Below are 17,064 nucleotides of genomic sequence, written 5' to 3'. Positions count from 1 at the left end.
GGTGGCCACTATGAAGTCTGAATACGAGCTGTCCCTCAAGGATTACATCGCCATCATCAAGGACCGTGCGCTGCTGCTCGGGGTGACCATCGTGGTCATTCTGGCCATCAGCGTGGCGATCGCGCTGAGCGTGCCACCGTTGTATCAGTCCACCGGCACCATTCTGGTCGAGTCGCAGCAGATCTCGCCCGAACTGGTTTCGGCCAACAACAGCAGCTTCGCCGATGAGCGCATCGAGGTGATTCGCCAGCGAGTTATGACCCGCGACAATCTGCTGCGGATCATCGACAAGTACCAATTGTTTGCCGACAAGGGCCGCCAGTTCAGCGAGTCGGACAAGATCGATCAGATGCGCAACACGATCGTGGTCAACACCCTCAGCACCTTCGTCAAAGGCCGCGGTGAAACCACTGTAGCCTTCAACGTGTCCTTCGAGCACAAGCGTCCCGAGGTGGCTCAGGAAGTCGCCAACGAGCTGGTCACGCTGTTCCTCAATGAAAACGTCAAGCAGCGCACCGAGCGCGCCACCGAAACCACCGAATTCCTTACCCAGGAGGCAAACAAGCTGGGCGCTGAACTGGCCACCCTGGAAAATCAGCTGGCTGACTTCAAACAGGCGCACGCCAACACCTTGCCCGAGAACCAGGCGTTGCGCATGAGCATGTTGTCCCGCGCCGAGCTTGAATTCCGCGAGATCGATCGTGACTACAAGGCCGCTCAGGAAGAGCTGCGCTACCTTGAAGTCGAACTGTCTGCCGCCAACGCCGGTGTCACCAGCAAAGCCGATGGCAGCCGCGGCGGTGCAGCTGACTTGCCGCAGGATCTGCCCAGCCTCAAGGCTGAATACGCTCGCCTGCTGACCACGTACACCGAAGCCCACCCCGATGTGATTGCCGTCAAACGCAAGATCGATGCGCTGCAGGCGGCAGGTGGCGGTCCTAAAGCGTCTTCGGGCGTCAGCCTCGAGGTTGCCCGCGCCCGTACCAAAATCGGCGCCGCGCAGCAGCGCATCGCCTCGCTGGTTGAGCAAAAGCGTCAGCTCTCGGCCAAGATCGAAGGCTACGAGGCGGAGATTCTCGAGGCGCCGCAGGTCGAACGCGGCCTGGTCACGTTGATGCGCGACCACGACAACGCCCGCAAGAAGTACGAGGAAATCCGCGCCAAGGAAATGGGCGCAAAAATCACCGAAAGCCTGGAGCAGGAAAACAAGGCCGAGCGCTTTGTTCTGCTCGAGCCGCCGCTGTTGCCGGAAAAACCAGTCAAGCCCAATCGCAAGAAGATCGTCGCCCTTGGCGCGGTACTGGCACCGGCTGGCGGCGCGGCACTGGTGATGCTGATGGAAATGCTCAACCAGCGCGTGCGCGGTGTTGGCGCACTGGAAAGCGTGGTCGGCAAGCGGGTATTGGTTGCGGTGCCGTTCATCGCCACCCAGGCTGAACTGGCCAAACGCAGGCGCTGGCGAGTACTGGCGGTGCTTGCTGCACTGGCACTGGTGGCTATCATGTTACTCATGGTCCACCTGTTCTACATGCCATTGGACCTTCTGCTTTATAAAGCTATGGCTCGGTTTGAATAGGGAAAGCAGCGATGGACAGACGTACGCCGGCTACTGGAAGCAACCTTCATCCTGTAACAGCGAGTGCCGCGCAACCAGCACCGGTGCTGCAGCAGCCCGAGGCTTTGGGCCAGTTCGATTACGTCAACACCACGGTGGTGCCGCTGCGCGCGGAGCATCTGGAGCGGCATCGAATCGTCGCCTACAACAAGAACTCGAACATGAGTTGGGCCTTCGACCTGTTGCGTACGCAAGTGCTGCAAACCATGGAAGAGAACGGCTGGCGGACCTTGGCGATCACTTCGCCAACGCCTGAGGCCGGCAAGACCGTGCTGGCCATCAACCTGGCCATGAGCATCGCCCACCACACCACCAAGACTGCGCTGCTGGTTGATTTCGACCTGCGCCGGCCGCGGGTCGGCAGCAGCCTGGGCTTGCCGATGGGCAAGGCGCTCAACGAATACCTGAACAATCAGGCTGGGCTGGAAGAGGTGCTGGTCAACCCGACCCTGCCGCGCTTTGTCGTGTTGCCAACCCGTGAGCCGGTGCCATTGTCCACCGAGGTGCTGTCCTCGCCCAAGGTGAACAACCTGATCCATGACCTGCGCGAGCGTTACGAGTCACGCATCTGCATCTTCGACCTGCCGCCGTTGCTCAGCTCCGACGATGCAATCACCGTGCTGCCCAAGTTCGACTGCGTGCTGCTGGTGGTCGCCAACGGCAACAACAGCAAAAAGGAAATCGAAGACTGCCTGTACCACCTGGCCACCGCCAACCTGATTGGTGCCGTGCTGAACAAGGCCGAAGCGCAGACCCGCTCTTACTACTGAGTAGTGTTCAACCCTGACCAACCCTTGGTGTTTAGCGCCAGGGGTATTGCTGCTCCCAGTTCCAGGCATGGCCAAGGATGTCATCAAGCAGTGGGTACTGGGTGTGCCAGCCGAGGATCTGTCGAGCTTTACTCGCGTCGGCCACCAGGCTCGGCGGGTCGCCGGCGCGGCGTCCTGCCTCGATGACATTGATTGACCGCCCCGTGACACCGCGAGCGGCAGCTATCACCTGCTCCACGGAAAAGCCCTCGCCATTGCCCAGGTTGAACGCCGTACTGGCGCCGCCGGCCTGCAGGTAGTCGATCGCCAAGGCGTGCGCCGAGGCGAGGTCGTTGACATGGATATAGTCGCGGATGCAGGTGCCATCCGAGGTACTGTAGTCGCGGCCAAACACGGTCACTGCCGGGCGCCGACCTGAGGCCGCCTGCAGGATCAATGGGATCAGATGAGTTTCCGGCTCATGACACTCGCCCAGCATGCCATCGGGGTCAGCCCCAGCCGCATTGAAGTAGCGCAGGCACACCGAGCGCAGCCCGTAGGCGCGATCGAAGTCTTCGAGCATCTGCTCGACCATCCATTTGCTGCGTCCATAGGGGTTGATCGGCGCCTTTGGATGGGCCTCGTCGATCGGCACATACTGGGGATCGCCGTACACTGCGGCGGTCGACGAGAACACCAGCTGCCTGACGTCTGCCTGCATCATCGCCTGGAGCAGGCAGAGCGTCGCGGCGACGTTGTTCTGATAATACTTGCCGGGGTCACTGACCGATTCGCCCACCTGGATGAACGAGGCGAAGTGAAACACCGCATCGAAGCGATGAGAGGTAAACAGCGCATCCAGTGCTGGCCGGTCGGCGATGTCCAGATTGACCCAGACGACCCCACTGTGGGCCGGCATGACGTCGGCGACCACAACTTGATGCCCCGCCAGCAGCAAGTGCTTGACCATATGTGAACCGATGTAGCCTGCGCCGCCGACAACCAGAAACTTCATCCAATTCTCCTGGAATCTGTAGGTGTTCCGTCCACTCCTGGGTGGGTCAAACAGGTGCATCTAAGGCGGGTCGAGCAAACGCGGACTAAAGCTGACTTCTGAGAGGGTAGGTGGCAAAAATGGCTATTTCAAGAACAGCCAATTACTCATGTGCTGGCCATCGAAAGTGATCACATAGCGCCCGTCCTCGTAGCTGACGGGTAACTGCTGCTGTTTGCCGGTATACAGCTTCAAACCAGGCCCAGCCTTGATGCTGACGCGACCTTGCAGCGGCTCGACGTGAAACGGCGTCATGTCATCCGGGCGCGGCACCGCGCGGGTGCCCAGCGAGATCAGCAGCTCGCGTGACTGGCTGAACGGTTTGCCATCCAGGCTTTGCACGGCCACGCTCGCGTATGGCGTTTGCAGGTCGAGACCCAGTTGCGCAAGGCTCATCGAACGCCCGCCCAACCAGCCGGTCGCCGCTTGGGTCAGCGGGGTGTCGATGGTATACACGCCTTGCTGCCAGTTGCGTTTGAGCTCGCCAGTGTCAGAGCTGGACTCGCTGGCATCGGCTGCCAGCAACGATTGGTCCGGGTCCTGCAGCACCTGCGCGTCCGCAGCGATGGGGCTGGGCCGCAGCCAGGGCAGCTCGGGGGAGGCCGGTAGGGCGATCTGCAACTGGCCTTTTTCCATTGCGCTGCGCAGCAGGACCGAGTTGGCCGGGGTGATCAGGCGGTTGAACAGGGTGGCGGGTGAGGGCGCAAAGACGTAGCGGGTCTGCGCGGGCTGCACATCACCGCGCCGGTAGAGCAGGGCGGCGGCGGGCATGGTCGCCATCAGGCCAGGGTCGTTGTAGGCGTTCCAGTTGTCGGCGCGGATCCACTGGGCGATGAAAGCCTGCTGGCTGTAGGCGTACTGCATCATCGCGTCCCAGCCCTGATGGCTGGCGGTGCCGGCAATGTACAACGGCAGCGAGTGACGATCGGGGCTGGGGAACGGCTGGGCGTTCCACTCGGTCACGCTCATCGGCAGGCCGGCAACCTGCGCCGCAGCCAGCCAGTTAACAAGGTTGTCGCTGGTCAGCGGGTTTTTTTCCAGCTGGCCGCTGGCACCGTAGCTGTGGGCATCGATCATATCGCCAGAGGTCAGCGCCGGTAGCGTACTCAGGCCATTGCCGCCCCAACTGCTGGTGGTGACGATTGGCACTTTCACGCCGAGCCCGCGCAGGTGCTCGATCAGGCTGACGTTGAACTGGTGCTCGAGGTCGTTGAGAAACAGCTTCGACGGGCCAGGTTCCCAGGCACGCCAGGTGCGGTCTGCCGGCAAGTCGTGGCGCTGGGCAAAGGCTTTGGCCAGCTCCATGTAGCGCTGACTGTGGCGCGGTACGCCCTTGTCCGGCAGCAGCGCGTTGCCATAGTGCTGGACGATGTCGTTTTCATTGGTCAGCAACAGCGCAGCAATCGCCGGATCATCCTTGTAGGCCATGCCGGTGTAGGCGTTGACATGGGTGACGTACTGCTCGGCAAAGCGCTTCATCGCTTGCTGGATCGAGGCGTTGACGTAGGCATAGCCTTTGAGGTCGATGTAGTTCTTGCCCTTGGCCAGCTCGGCGAAATCGCTGATCTGGTCGTTGATGGTCAGTACCCGTTCGACGTGCATGTCCAGCCAGATGTAGATGCCTTCGTCCTTCAGGCACTTGATCCACCAGTCGAGCTTGCGCAGCGATTCGGCATTGAGCTGTTGGGTATCGCGCAGTTTGCTGACATCGCCAAAGATATTCGGGCTGACCCAGGGCGAATCGTGATGGTGCAGGCGGATCAGGTTGAAGCCCAACGCTGACAGGCGCTTGGCCTGTTGCTTGATCTCGTCGTCGGGGGTGTTGTACAGCGCATAGGCAGACAGATTGGTCCCCCAGAAGCGCACAGGGGTGTTGTCGGCAAAGGCCAACTGCTCGCCGTCCGCCTTGACGAAGCCGCGCTTGCCGGCCGGTTTCTCACCGGCATTGAGAAATGACAGATCGACCGGAGCGGTGCGCCAGTCGAGCTGGTCATCCGGCCAACTGTTCGGGTCGGCCAGGCCAAAACGTTCTTCCGTGGTCTGGCCAATGTCGATATCGCCGCTGACCGTGAGCGTCGCCTTGATCTGCTGGCGACCGGGTACAATCGGGTCCTCATAGAAAAACGCACGTATTTCACTGGGGTCGCCGCGTTCCATGAACACTCTGGCCAAGGCGGGCTGGAAGCGCATCTCGATGCGTCGGCCATGGGCATCGTTGCCCCACGACCAGCCACTGTTGCCCGGCAGCAACACCGGCTTGCCCATCTCGCCGGCAATCAGCGCCGGGTCGAAGTTGAACACGATGCCGCCGCCCATGATGTCGGTTTTCCTGCTGTGGGCGTCAAGGGTGATGTCCCAGCTCAGGGTCTGTGCCTGCGGCTTGGCGATGCTCGCGGTCAGATCAAAGTCGAGGTCCTTGCTCTTGCCCATCAGGCTGTACGCATAGGGCGCATTGACCTTGAGCGCGGTGTAGAAGCCTGTCCAGCTCCAGTCCGCGCCCCAGAAGTCGAAGCGTGACGCCATGACCGGGCCGCCACCACGGGTCAGGCTCGGCAGGCCGTTGCTTTGGTCGACGCTGACTGACCACTCTGCCGTCCACGCCGGCAGCGGCAACAGCACCAGAGCGAGCAGGGCCGAGGCCCGCATGAGGGGGCGCATACGCAGTGAGGTCATTGTCATTACCTGGATTGAAGGCTGGCGAATGCGCTACCGGCTTCTGCCTGGCGGGCACGGCGCACCATCTGTATGTAAGCCACGCTTACCCCGGCAATCGACCAGTACACGACAGGGATCACGGTAATACTGCTGACGGTGAAGATGATCACCAAAATGCCCAGCAACGTCGCCAACAGGGCGCGGCCGAGCAGGCGACCTTCTTCGTTGCGGTCGGGGAAGGCGCGCAGCGCCTTGCGCAGGCCGAACAGGATGCTGACGAAGAAGCCGACAAACAACGTCAGCCCGACCAGCCCGACCCGCAGGGCCAGGTTGATATAGGTATTGACGATGTCGATGATGCCTTCGCCCTGGATCATCGACTGCATTTCCGGGGTATTGCGGAAGTCGAACGAGCCAAACAGCGGATTGCGCTGGATCACGATCCATGAGTTGTCCAGCAGGCGTTCGCGGTAGGTGATGTTCTCTTTTTCCAGGTTGCCAATGAACGGCAGCAGGTCGAGCACCTTTTCCCCGCCAGGCATCACGCTCAGCAGCGGCAGTGTCAGCACACCGGCCATGGCCAGCAGGCTCAGGCGCTTGACCGCGTTGCGCCCGGTGGCGATGAATACGCCGACAATGATCATCGCACCGATCCACGGCCCGCGTGACAGCGGCACGATCAGCCCGGCCGCCAGCAGCAATGCGCCGAGCAGGCACTGCAAACGGCTGCGTACATAGCTACTGAGGAACATGAACAGGCCTATCGCCACGCTGATCACGTAGCCCAGCGCAATCGCCTGGCCGGTGGTAGCACTGGCCCGCAGCGAGCCGCCGCGGCTGAGGTAGCCGGACATGCCCCACTGGGTGCCCATGGCATCGGTCAGCGCGTTGTATAGCAGCCAGTGGCGGGAAAACTCGGCCACGGCAATCAACGACAGCAGAAACGCCGCCAGCACGAACGCCAGCAGCGCATCCTTGAAGTCGCTGATCTGCTTCAGGCCGCGGCTGGCAACGTAGTAGGGCAGAAACACATCCGTGTACAGATAGAAGCTCTGGCGCAAGGTATCGGTCAGGGTGGTTTCGCGCAGGTACAGCAGGCCCATCAGAATCAGGCTGGCCGCCAGCAGCTTGTCCGGCAGGGTGCGGCCGAAGGCCAGGGTGTCGCCTTGTCTGCTCAGGGCCAGTGCGGTGGGCAGCAGCAGGCACAGCGACAGCAGGCGGATGTGGTTCATCTCGAACAGGTAATTGACCACGCCGAAGCCGGGTATTTCCACCGACGCCGGCGGGATCAGGAACAGCAGGATGAAAAACAGTGCCAGCACATTGTGTTCACGGCGCCGCACCACATACAGGATCATTGCGGTGGCGGCGGCATATAGCCAGAAGCTGTGGGAAAAAAACGCCAGTAGGGTCAGGCCAAACCAGAGGTTGCGGCGGCGCTTGAAGTCCGCCGGCGGAATGATATCCAGTGCCGGTTTGCGCGCCATCACAAACACCACGCTGGCCACGAACAAAATAACGATCAGTGCACGAAAATGTTCTGGCATTGGCTAGGGCACCTATCCCTGGATTATTGAGACTCGCATCATGGCTAATTGAAACTATAGTGACTTCTAGCCATTCAGTCAGAGATTGAAGTCATGCCGTCGATTGAAGCGTCCGCTGCCGTGAGCCTGCGCTCCAGGGCAATCTGGGCCGGAGCCTGGAACCTGGTGTCGCTGCTGGCTTCACAGGGCATGCGGCTGGGCGGCAACCTGATCATGGCGCGGCTGCTGTTGCCGGAAATGTTCGGTGTGATGGTCATTGCCGGCACGGTTTCGATGCTCCTGCACTTGCTGTCCGACGTCGGTCTGCGGCAAAACATCATCCAGAGCACGCGCGGCGACGATCCGCTGTTTCTCAATACCGCCTGGACCGTGCAGATCGTGCGCGGTTTCGTGCTGTTTGGTCTGACCCTGCTGTTGGCACTGGCCGCCTGGTATGCCCAGCGGGCTGACCTGTGGCCTGCCGAGTCGGCCTACGCTGCCCCCGAGCTGCCGATGGTGCTGGCTGCCACTGGCCTGTCGGCGATCATCTGGGGCTTTCAGTCGACCAAGATAGATGTGGCGGTGCGAACTTTCCAACAGAAGCGCGTGGTTTTGATCGAACTGGCGTCGCAGTTCATCGGATTGCTGGCGATGTTGCTGATTGGTTACTTCACCCGTTCGATCTGGTCGTTGGTGCTGGCCGGGTTGATTTCGGCGCTGGCAGGCACCTTGCTTGGCCACCTGGCGATGCACGGCCATGGCAACCGCCTGCAGTGGGACCGCGACGCACTGCAGGAGCTGATCGTGTTCGGCCGCTGGATCCTGTTGTCGTCGATGGTCGGTGTGCTGGCGATGTACGGCGACCGCATGTGGTTCGGCGCGAGCATGACGGTGGCGCAACTGGGGGTGTACTCGATTGCAGTGTTGATTCTGGGCGCGATCCAGACCGGGCTGTTGCGCCTGGGCGGCTCGGTGGCCTTGCCCGCGTTCAGCGAGGCAGTCCGGGAAGGCGACATGGAGCGGCTCAAGCGCCTGTATTACCGGTTCAAGCTGCTGGTCGACCTGGCCATGCTGTTTACCTGCGGCGTACTGCTGACTGCCAGCCCGTTGCTGATCGGCTGGATGTATGACGAGCGCTATGCCGAAGCCGGCCCGATGCTGGCGATTCTGTCGTTGTCGTTCTTCACCCTGCGTTACACCATGTCGCATCAGCTCTGGGTGGCCCTCGGCCTGACCAAGTATCAGGCCATGGACAACATCATCCGGCTGGTTTCGCTGTGGGCCTTGTTACCGCTGTTACTGGCCCTGGGCGGCGTCGAATACGCGATCTGGGGGGTCGCCCTGCACACCTTGCCGACTTTGATCCTGGTGGTCTGCGTCAACTGCAAGCTGGGCATGTTCAGCCTCAAGCGCGAGCTGGTGGTGCTGCCCATGCTGGCGGTCGGGGCGTTGTTCGGCGTTGCGGTCACGCATTTTTTCGCCTGGCTCTGACGCTTGTCGGGCCAGCTACTAAGATGTCAATAATCCACGGGCACAGGTCTTGGAATTATGGGGAAGCTTGAATTTTGCAGTCGGCTGTCCGGTCGTAGAGGCTTTCTTCGGGGTTGTGTGGTGTTGGGGATCGGCGGGGCGATGTTTGGCGTGGGTGCCAGCGCGGTGGCAAAGCCTGCCGAGAAAAAGGCCGGGTTCGTGGTGATAAACGGCTGGGTATTGCCTGCTGACTATTTTCGGGACGGGCCAGCATGATCAAGGACTATCAGGCAGACAAAACGCTGCGCGATGATTACGACGTGTGCATCGTCGGTGCCGGCCCAGCCGGCATCACCCTGGCCCTGCGCCTGGCCGCCGGCGGTTGGCGGGTGGTGCTGCTCGAAGCGGGCGGTCATGAATACACCCCGCAGTCGCAGGCATTCTACAAATGCACCTCGACCGGCCTTGAGCTGTACGCTGAAGAAACCCGTCTGCGCTATCTGGGCGGCACCTCAAACCATTGGGCAGGGCGCTGCCGCCCCTTCACCGCATCGGACTTCTCTGTGGCACCACCCGGCGAAATGCCCGGCTGGCCAATCGCCTATGCGGAAATCGAGCAGTACCTTGCTGCTGCCATGGACATCGTCGATCTGCCCGCAGGCGCCGAATTTCACACCATGAATGCCGGGCTGAAGGGCGGCGAGTTCGAAGCAGACCGGTTTCTGCTCAGCCCGCCCACGCGCTTTGCGCAAAAATACGCAGCAGCGCTCAACGACACCCCTGGCTTGGACGTGTTCATCAACTGCAACTGTGTCGACATCGAATTCGCCCAGGATTCTGGCCGCGTCGGGGCGGTGCTGGTGTCCGACTACAACGGCCAGCGCGCGCGGTTGCAGGCCAGGCACTTCATCCTCGCCACTGGCGCGATCGAGAACGCCCGGCAGTTGCTCAACAGCGAGTCGCTGCGCGCCGCCGGCGTAGTCAGCAAGGACGGCCCGGTCGGCCGCTGCTTCATGGAGCACCTGAACGTCGACATGGGCACTTTTATCCTCAAGGACGGCGAGGATACTGAGTCGCGCCAGTACTACACCACCGACGCCTTCGTTGCCGAGTACCAGGCAGGCAAGGGCAATGTTTCCACGGCGGTGCTGGCCGATGTACAGACCTACGGCAGAACTGCCGAGGTGAAGCACTTTCTGGAAAACCTCGCCTGTGAAATGGGCGTGGCCAGCAAGGTCGAGTTCATCGCCAAGTTCAGTTGTCCTGGCGACGGCATCATCGGCACCATGATCGAGCAGTTTCCCAACCGGCAAAGCCGTATTTCCTTGCTCGACGAGAAGGATGAGCTGGGCGTGGCCAAGGTCAATGTCAATTGGGTGGTGAGTGCAGACGACCGGCATACCATCAAGTGCATCGGCGCCGAGATGGCCAAGCAGTTCGCCGAAATGGGCCTGGGCTTCGTCAAGCTCAACGATTTTGTCTACGAGAGCAGCGTGCCACTGAAGATGGCCCCGCATGCGCATCACATGGGCACCACGCGCATGGCCGCTTCGCCTGAATTTGGCGTGGTGGATACTGACTGCAAGGTGTTCGCGACCGACAATCTGTATGTCGCCGGCAGCAGTATTTTCGCCAAGGGCGGCGCCTCCAACCCGACCATGCCGCTGATCCAGTTTGCCCTGCGCCTGGCCGATCACCTCAACGCCAGGCTCCGGGCAGCAAGCGGTGCGGTTGTTTGAACGAGTAGTTGCTTCACTGCGGTTGATAACGGGTTGGGTGCGCAAACGGTCGCAAGGACAAAACGAGACCGCAGACGCCTCAGCAACCAGGGATTGCTTTATTGGCGAGGCAAGCAGCATGTATGGATGGATACGCAACACAATCACGTCGTTTGTGTACTCGACCGGGCGCGGCGGCGCGGCCTATAAAAAAATCTGCAACCCCAATGCCCGTGACTGGGGCGCGTACATGGCGCGCTGGGGCAAGTTCTATTCGGTCGGTACCAATATCCACATCAACCCAGGCTGCAACATCACCGACCCGGCGCTGTTGCGCCTGGGCAGCAATGTCGGCCTGTCCGACTGCACCCTGATCGGCCACGATGCCGTGGTGGCATTGATCGAGGTGTGCTATGGCAAACAGCTCGATTCGGTGGGCTTCATCGATATCAAGGACAACTGCTTTGTCGGTCACGGTGCCATCGTCATGCCGCGGGTGACCATCGGCCCCGACTCGGTAGTGGCGGCAGGCTCGGTGGTGACCAAAGACGTGCCACCCGGCACGGTGGTGGGTGGTAACCCGGCCAGGTTCATCTGCACCACTGCCGAGATGATCCAGCGCGTCGAGGAACGCTGTAATGCCTACCCCTGGATCGACCTGATCAAGAAGCGTGAGGGCGCCTACGACCCGGCACTGGAACCGATGCTGGCCGAGGTCAGGCGCCAGTACTTCTTTGGAGACAACAACAATGGCTAGCAAGCCGGTCGACGTCATGGTCGTCAACTTCAACACCGGCGCCTTGTTGCAGCCGATGTTCGATGCCCTGCGCCGCGCCGACAGCGAAACCCTGGCCAGCTATCTGGTGGTGGACAACGCCTCGGTCGACAACTCGCTGGAACGCCTGGCCGAGGTCTGTCCCGAGGCGCTGCTGGTCAGCAATCGCGACAACGTCGGTTTTGGCCGCGCCAACAATCAATTGCTCGAGCACCTGCAGGGCCGCTATGCGTTGCTGCTCAATACCGACGCCTTCGTCGCCAGCGACACGCTTGAGAAAACCATCGCCTATATGGACCAGCACCCGGACTGCGGCGTGCTCGGCGTGCGCCTGGAAGGACGCGAGGGCGACCTGCAGCCGTGCTGCCGCTACTTTCCCACGCCCTTGAACGTGTTCATTGCGCGTACCGGCCTCAAACGCCTGTTCCCGGGCGTGAAGATGGTCGATGAAATGAACTGGGACCATGACTCGGTCCGCGAATGTGACTGGCTGCCGGGCTGTTACTACCTGGTACGGCGGGAAGTGCTTGATCAGGTCGGCTTGTTCGATCCGCGTTACTTCCTCTATTACGAGGAAGTCGACCACTGCAAGCGGGTCAAGCAGGCTGGCTGGAAGGTGGTGTTCTATCCGCACACGACGGTGGTGCACATCGGCGGCGAGAGCTCCAAGTCAGTGGCCAAGCTCGAGGCTGCCAGCCGGCAGATCTCGGCTTATCAGATCGAAAGCGAACTGCTCTATTTTCGCAAGCACCACGGCGTCTTGGGGCTGATCCTGCATATGCTGCTGGTGTGCGTGGGCGATCTGGTCCTGGCCCTCAAGGCCTTGCTCAAAGGCCGCGGCTGGCCAGCGATCAAGGCGTGCTGGCAGCACAACGTGGCAACCTGGAAGCTGCTGTTTGCCACGCGCCTGGCCAGCCAACCGACACGCTAGGAGAGCCCATGTTCGACAATATTCGCGCTGACTTGCAGGCCTACGGCGGCGACTGGGGCGCCCAGGGCTTCTGGGTGATGCTGGTCTACCGTTTTGGCCGCTGGCGTTACGGCGTGCGCCCGGCGCTGCTACGCAAGTTGTTTTCGCTGATCTACAAAGTGCTGTTCAAGTTTGTCCAGATCATTACCGGCATCGAGCTGCCTTGCGAAGTCGTGGTCGGGCGCAATTTCGTCATCGATCACTTCGGCGGCATCGTCATCAGTGGCTATGCTCGATTTGGTGACGACTGCCGAATTCGCAACGGCGTGGTGGTTGGCCTGAAGAACGTCAGCGAGCCGATTGCGCCGATCATCGGTAACAACGTCGATATCGGTGCGGGTGCAAAAGTGCTGGGCAACATCCGCATTGGCAACAACGTGGTGATCGGTTGCAACGCTGTGGTGTTGATCGATGTGCCGGATGACGCCCTGGCGGTCGGAGTGCCAGCAACCGTCAAACTGAAAAAACCTGCATTGTTGGCGCAGGATTGATGACAGCAGAGTGAGCAGGTGCGCGCGGTTGCGCTCCGGTTTGGCGAGTGAGGCTCATGGTGACAGGTATCGGCGTAGTGGTGATTGGTCGGAACGAGGGCTTGCGACTGGAGCGTTGCCTGGCCTCGCTTGCAGGGTCAGCGGAGCAGGTGGTGTATGTCGATTCAGGCTCCAGCGACGGTTCGCTGCAACGCGCTGCTGATCATGGTGTGGCAGTGCTGGCGCTGGATCTATCCATACCGTTCACCGCGGCGCGAGCGCGCAACGAAGGTTTCGCCTGCTTGCAGCGGCTGATGCCCGGGATGCGCTACGTGCAGTTCGTTGACGGGGACTGTGAAGTGGCCCGTGGCTGGTTGCCCGCCGCGCAGGCTTTTCTCGATGCCCAGGGCGATGTCGCGGTGGTCTGCGGCCGGCGCCGTGAGCGCTTCCCTGAGCACTCGGTGTACAACCTGCTGTGTGACCTTGAGTGGGACACGCCGATCGGCCAGGCCAAGGCCTGCGGCGGCGATGCGTTGATGCGCGTCGAGGCATTTTTGTCGGTGTCGGGCTTTCGCCCGGAGCTGATTGCCGGCGAAGAGCCGGAGCTGTGCGTACGCCTGCGCAAGCGGGGCTGGAAGATCTGGCGGCTGGACGCGGAAATGACCTTGCATGACGCGGCCATGACCCGTTTCAGCCAGTGGTGGCAGCGCACCTTGCGCGGCGGCTATGCCTTTGCCGAGGGCGCCTGGTTGCATGGCGCGGCGCCCGAGCGGCACTGGCGGCGCGAGTCTCGCCGAGCCTGGCTGTGGGGCCTGCTGATTCCGCTGTTGATCATCCTGCTCAGCCTGATGCTTGGGCCCGTGTGGTTGCTGCTGCTGTTGATCTATCCGCTACAAGCGCTGCGGCTGGCCCGTCGCGGCGCTCGCTCACCGCGTGAGAACTGGCTGCAGGCGGTGTTTCTGGTGCTGGCGAAATTCCCCGAGATGCTCGGCCAGGTCAAGTTTTTGCTGAACAGGTTTGCCGCCGGCAAGTCGGGTTTGATCGAGTACAAGTGAGATGCCGATGATGGTTAGATCGTTAGCGAAAAGCGTGCTCGTGTTGCAACCGGGCTACTCGCTGCGGGCACTGAACAACAAATTCAAGCTGGTACTGGCGATGGCCAGGCAGTGGCCTGAGCTGAGCGCCTTCATGCAGCGCACCTCGTCGGTGCTGGGCAAGCAGCGCATGGCCCGTCTCGGAGTGGACTGCATCGGTGTGGTGCAATGGCCCTACATCAGCAAGTCCTGGAAGGCGCCGCTGCGCTTGAGTGTGCTGGCCTCGCACTATGAGGTGGTCAGCCGCTACCTGCCCACCTTGTTGTTGCTGGGGCGCGACGAGTCGCTGCAACTGTGCGACCTGTCGGCCTTTTCGCCGGGCTGCAGCCTGGTGCTGGACCGGCCGATCTGGTTCAAACGCGAAGGCGAACTGGTGCTCAACCTGTTCCAGGGGGATCTGCGGGTCGCGTCGCTGGCATTCACCCTGTGCCATATGGACGGCCAGTTGAACCTGGTAATCGGCGCGGTGCAGGGCATCCACAAAGGCATCGACAGCGAACGCTCGCTGGCAATCTATCGCGACCTGACCAAGGACTTCGAAGGCATGCGCCCGAGAAGCTTCCTGATCGAAGCGCTCAAGAGCCTGGCACGCACCATTGGCGTGACGCGGATCTATGCCGTGGCCGACGCCTACCGGCATCACCGGCATGCCTATTTCGGGGCAGACAAAGGTGAAGACCTGGCCGCCAACTACGACGTCATCTGGCTCGAGCATGGCGCGGTAGCCTCCGCGCATCAGGACTTCTACAGCCTGCCTGTGGCCGCCGCGCGGCGCTCGGCCGACGACATCGCTGCGAAGAAACGGGCCATGTATCGCCGCCGCCACGCGCTGCTGGATCAGGTCTTTGCCAGCATCGAGGCGGCCATTCCCGGCGGGGTTGGCCAGCGTCAGTTGCACAGCCACCGGCAGCGGCTTGGCTCTGCACTGAGGCTGCCTGAAGATGAGCCAGCGATCGGTTCTCGAACCTTCAGCACCAAGGTCGCCAAGTTGATCCGCCTGCTGACCACCGAGCCGCGCGCAGATCAGCGCTTGCGAGCTTACCTGCGCAAGGCGGGTGTCTACCCGACCTTGCGCAAGATCGTTCGCGAGCTGCTCAAGCAAGGGCCGCAGCTGCTCTGGAAGAGCCCGGCGGCGACCCGCACCAAAGTGCCGCTGGCCGCGCCGGCAGTGGCTGCCAGCGAGCTGTTCCCACGGGATGTTCTGCTGCTCAGCGAATTCAGCGCCGACCAGCAGCCGAAACGCCGCCCGGCGCAGTTGCAACGCATGTTTCAAGACCTGGGTCATCACTGCGTTTCGCTTGACTGGCGCGATGCTGGCGCCTGTCAGATTGCTTTGCAAACCTGCTCGGTGGTGATCTTCCACCAGCTACCGGCGGTAGCCGAACTGGCCCCGCTGTTTGCCGAGGCCAAGCGGCTCCAGGTCAACTGTTGGTGGGACAGCGACGAGCTGATCTTCGACCCGCTGGTTTATGGCCAACGCGACGATGTTGTCGGGCATAGCGAAGACACCATCAACCGCCTGCTGGCCGCCGTAAACCAGCATCGCCAGGCCCTGTTGGCCTGTGACCAGGCGCTGGCGGCAAGCCCGCCGCTGGCCACGGCCATGCGCGAGGCAGGGGCGAGCCAGGTGTGTCTGGTAGAGACCGCAGAGCAGCTGGGGCAAGTGTTTGCCGCGCCGCCCAGCAAGAGTGGGCGCCGTCTGCTCTCGGCCAACATCTTTTTTGCGCCACGCAGCTTTGGTGGCGCCACGGTCATCGCCGAACAGATGTCGCGGCTGACTGGCGCTACCGGCCGTTGGCAGCAGTTCGTGTTCACGGCCATCCCCGATACCGACGTGCCACGCTACAGCCTGTATCGCTATGAGGCACAGGGCGCGGCAGTGCTGGGTATGGGCTTGTCGGAACAGATATCCGACCGGGACATGTTCGAGAACCATTCCACCGTGCCGATCTTCGAGGCCGTACTCAAAAGCGTCGCCCCGGACCTGGTGCACCTGCATTCAATCCAGGGCCTCGGCGCGCAGCTGGCCGATTGCTGCGCACGCGCCGGCATCCCATTCGTGGTGACCTTGCATGACGCCTGGTGGATCTGCGGACGCCAGTTCATGATCAACGATCAGGGCCGTTACTGCGGGCAGATCAGCATTGACCTGGCGGTGTGCGCTACCTGCGTCGACGACGCGGCGCTCAACCAACATCGGCAAAAGCTCCTGGCGGACACGCTCAAGCAAGCCAACCTGTTGCTTGCACCGAGTCGCTTCTGCAAGGACCTGTACGCTGCCAACGGCTTCGATCCGGAGCACATCCAGGTCAACCGCAACGGCATCATGGCGCCGGCGGCCGGTTACCAGAAGCAGCCGGGGCAGACCATTCGCTTTGGCTTTGTCGGCGGTGATTCGACGGTCAAGGGTATCGACGTGATCATCCGCGCCTTCAGCGGCCTGGACCGGTCCGACTACGAGTTGAAGGTGGTCGACAACCTGCTGAACATGGGCTTTCGCTCGTTCAACCGGCACAGCATCAAGATCCCCGGCACGGTGAGCATCATCCCTGGTTACACCCAGGCCACCATGGATGCGTTCTTCTCGGGCATCGATGTGCTGCTGTTCCCCACTCAATGCAAAGAAACCTTCGGCCTGGCAGTACGCGAGGCGCTGGTTCGCGACGTCTGGGTGATCAGTACTCACTCAGGCGGCACGGTCGAGGACATCATCGAGGGCGTCAACGGCACGATCATTCCCTTGAGCGGCGATGAGACCTACCTGCGCCAGGCAATCGTGGCGATTCTCGATGATCAGCCACGCTTCGCTCGGCACCGCAATCCATTCAAGGACAACATCATTGTCTTCAGTGATCAGGCTAGCGAGTTGCTGGGCTTCTATGACGAGGTGCTCAGCGAGGCCGATGCGGCTGCCCGCGAGCCCTCGGCATTAGGCAGCTGCCAGTAGCAGGCGCGGTTCATTTAATTA

Annotated in this window: 12 protein-coding genes and 1 pseudogene; 10 read left to right on the top strand and 3 right to left on the bottom strand. The window is 61.6% G+C overall.

Going from position 1 to position 17,064, the window contains the following annotated elements; genetic code table 11:
• The first annotated feature begins 10 nt into the window (after nt 1–10).
• Together K3F44_RS07140 and K3F44_RS07135 are read left to right on the top strand one after the other, a co-directional pair.
• A complete protein-coding gene (locus K3F44_RS07140) occupies nt 11–1,576 on the top strand; it encodes a Wzz/FepE/Etk N-terminal domain-containing protein (protein ID WP_220633653.1) in 1,566 nt (521 codons plus the stop codon).
• A gap of 11 nt (nt 1,577–1,587) precedes the next feature.
• Nucleotides 1,588–2,385: a CpsD/CapB family tyrosine-protein kinase gene (locus K3F44_RS07135; RefSeq protein WP_101319595.1), complete on the top strand. Its 798-nt coding sequence runs from the start codon at nt 1,588–1,590 to the stop codon at nt 2,383–2,385.
• A 31-nt stretch (nt 2,386–2,416) separates the two neighbouring features.
• On the opposite strand, the gene galE is transcribed toward K3F44_RS07135, so the two are convergent.
• From galE to K3F44_RS07120, 3 genes are all read right to left on the bottom strand, one after another.
• On the bottom strand, nt 2,417–3,379 hold the full coding sequence (galE, locus tag K3F44_RS07130) for a UDP-glucose 4-epimerase GalE (RefSeq protein ID WP_220633652.1): 963 nt from the start codon (nt 3,377–3,379) through the stop codon (nt 2,417–2,419).
• Between the two features lie 123 nt (nt 3,380–3,502).
• A complete protein-coding gene (locus K3F44_RS07125) occupies nt 3,503–6,091 on the bottom strand; it encodes a cellulase family glycosylhydrolase (RefSeq protein WP_220633651.1) in 2,589 nt (862 codons plus the stop codon).
• 5 nt (nt 6,092–6,096) lie between these two features.
• A complete protein-coding gene (locus K3F44_RS07120; RefSeq protein ID WP_220633650.1) occupies nt 6,097–7,620 on the bottom strand; it encodes an O-antigen ligase in 1,524 nt (507 codons plus the stop codon).
• 93 nt (nt 7,621–7,713) lie between these two features.
• Between K3F44_RS07120 and K3F44_RS07115 the strand changes: the two genes are divergently transcribed.
• From K3F44_RS07115 to K3F44_RS24960, 8 genes and pseudogenes are all read left to right on the top strand, one after another.
• Complete coding sequence (locus K3F44_RS07115; protein ID WP_101319586.1) at nt 7,714–9,090, top strand: oligosaccharide flippase family protein; 1,377 nt, start codon at nt 7,714–7,716, stop codon at nt 9,088–9,090.
• Between the two features lie 251 nt (nt 9,091–9,341).
• A complete protein-coding gene (locus tag K3F44_RS07110) occupies nt 9,342–10,808 on the top strand; it encodes an FAD-dependent oxidoreductase (protein WP_150569205.1) in 1,467 nt (488 codons plus the stop codon).
• Nucleotides 10,809–10,926: 118 nt separating this feature from the next.
• Nucleotides 10,927–11,544: an acyltransferase gene (locus tag K3F44_RS07105; RefSeq protein ID WP_101319580.1), complete on the top strand. Its 618-nt coding sequence runs from the start codon at nt 10,927–10,929 to the stop codon at nt 11,542–11,544.
• Nucleotides 11,537–12,493, top strand: a complete 957-nt coding sequence (locus K3F44_RS07100) for a glycosyltransferase family 2 protein (protein WP_101319578.1) — start codon at nt 11,537–11,539, stop codon at nt 12,491–12,493. Before K3F44_RS07105 ends, K3F44_RS07100 begins: the two co-directional genes overlap by 8 nt.
• An 8-nt stretch (nt 12,494–12,501) precedes the next feature.
• A complete protein-coding gene (locus K3F44_RS07095) occupies nt 12,502–13,023 on the top strand; it encodes a serine O-acetyltransferase (RefSeq protein ID WP_150571683.1) in 522 nt (173 codons plus the stop codon).
• Between the two features lie 56 nt (nt 13,024–13,079).
• Nucleotides 13,080–14,057, top strand: coding sequence for a glycosyltransferase (locus K3F44_RS07090; protein WP_150571682.1), 978 nt, complete (start codon nt 13,080–13,082; stop codon nt 14,055–14,057).
• 7 nt (nt 14,058–14,064) lie between these two features.
• A pseudogene (locus K3F44_RS24965) lies at nt 14,065–14,967 on the top strand (DUF535 family protein); the annotation flags it as partial.
• 393 nt (nt 14,968–15,360) lie between these two features.
• The gene (locus K3F44_RS24960; RefSeq protein WP_310794637.1) at nt 15,361–17,043 is read left to right on the top strand and encodes a glycosyltransferase family 4 protein; all 1,683 of its coding nucleotides are present in this window, start codon (nt 15,361–15,363) and stop codon (nt 17,041–17,043) included.
• Nucleotides 17,044–17,064: the final 21 nt, after the last annotated feature.

Origin of the sequence: Pseudomonas sp. S07E 245 (assembly GCF_019599025.1) — a bacterium.
GTDB lineage: Bacteria > Pseudomonadota > Gammaproteobacteria > Pseudomonadales > Pseudomonadaceae > Aquipseudomonas > Aquipseudomonas shirazensis.
Note: the sequence above shows the minus strand (reverse complement) of the source record. Positions and strands in the feature narration are given on the sequence as shown.

Coding starts and splice junctions, on each gene's coding strand:
- K3F44_RS07095 (WP_150571683.1), top strand. CDS start 12,502: ATGTTCGACAATATTCGCGCTGACTTGCAGGCCTACGGCGGCGACTGG.
- K3F44_RS07140 (WP_220633653.1), top strand. CDS start 11: ATGAAGTCTGAATACGAGCTGTCCCTCAAGGATTACATCGCCATCATC.
- K3F44_RS07135 (WP_101319595.1), top strand. CDS start 1,588: ATGGACAGACGTACGCCGGCTACTGGAAGCAACCTTCATCCTGTAACA.
- K3F44_RS07105 (WP_101319580.1), top strand. CDS start 10,927: ATGTATGGATGGATACGCAACACAATCACGTCGTTTGTGTACTCGACC.
- K3F44_RS07115 (WP_101319586.1), top strand. CDS start 7,714: ATGCCGTCGATTGAAGCGTCCGCTGCCGTGAGCCTGCGCTCCAGGGCA.
- K3F44_RS07120 (WP_220633650.1), bottom strand. CDS start 7,620: ATGCCAGAACATTTTCGTGCACTGATCGTTATTTTGTTCGTGGCCAGC.
- K3F44_RS07125 (WP_220633651.1), bottom strand. CDS start 6,091: ATGACCTCACTGCGTATGCGCCCCCTCATGCGGGCCTCGGCCCTGCTC.
- K3F44_RS24960 (WP_310794637.1), top strand. CDS start 15,361: ATGTTTCAAGACCTGGGTCATCACTGCGTTTCGCTTGACTGGCGCGAT.
- K3F44_RS07100 (WP_101319578.1), top strand. CDS start 11,537: ATGGCTAGCAAGCCGGTCGACGTCATGGTCGTCAACTTCAACACCGGC.
- K3F44_RS07090 (WP_150571682.1), top strand. CDS start 13,080: ATGGTGACAGGTATCGGCGTAGTGGTGATTGGTCGGAACGAGGGCTTG.
- galE (WP_220633652.1), bottom strand. CDS start 3,379: ATGAAGTTTCTGGTTGTCGGCGGCGCAGGCTACATCGGTTCACATATG.
- K3F44_RS07110 (WP_150569205.1), top strand. CDS start 9,342: ATGATCAAGGACTATCAGGCAGACAAAACGCTGCGCGATGATTACGAC.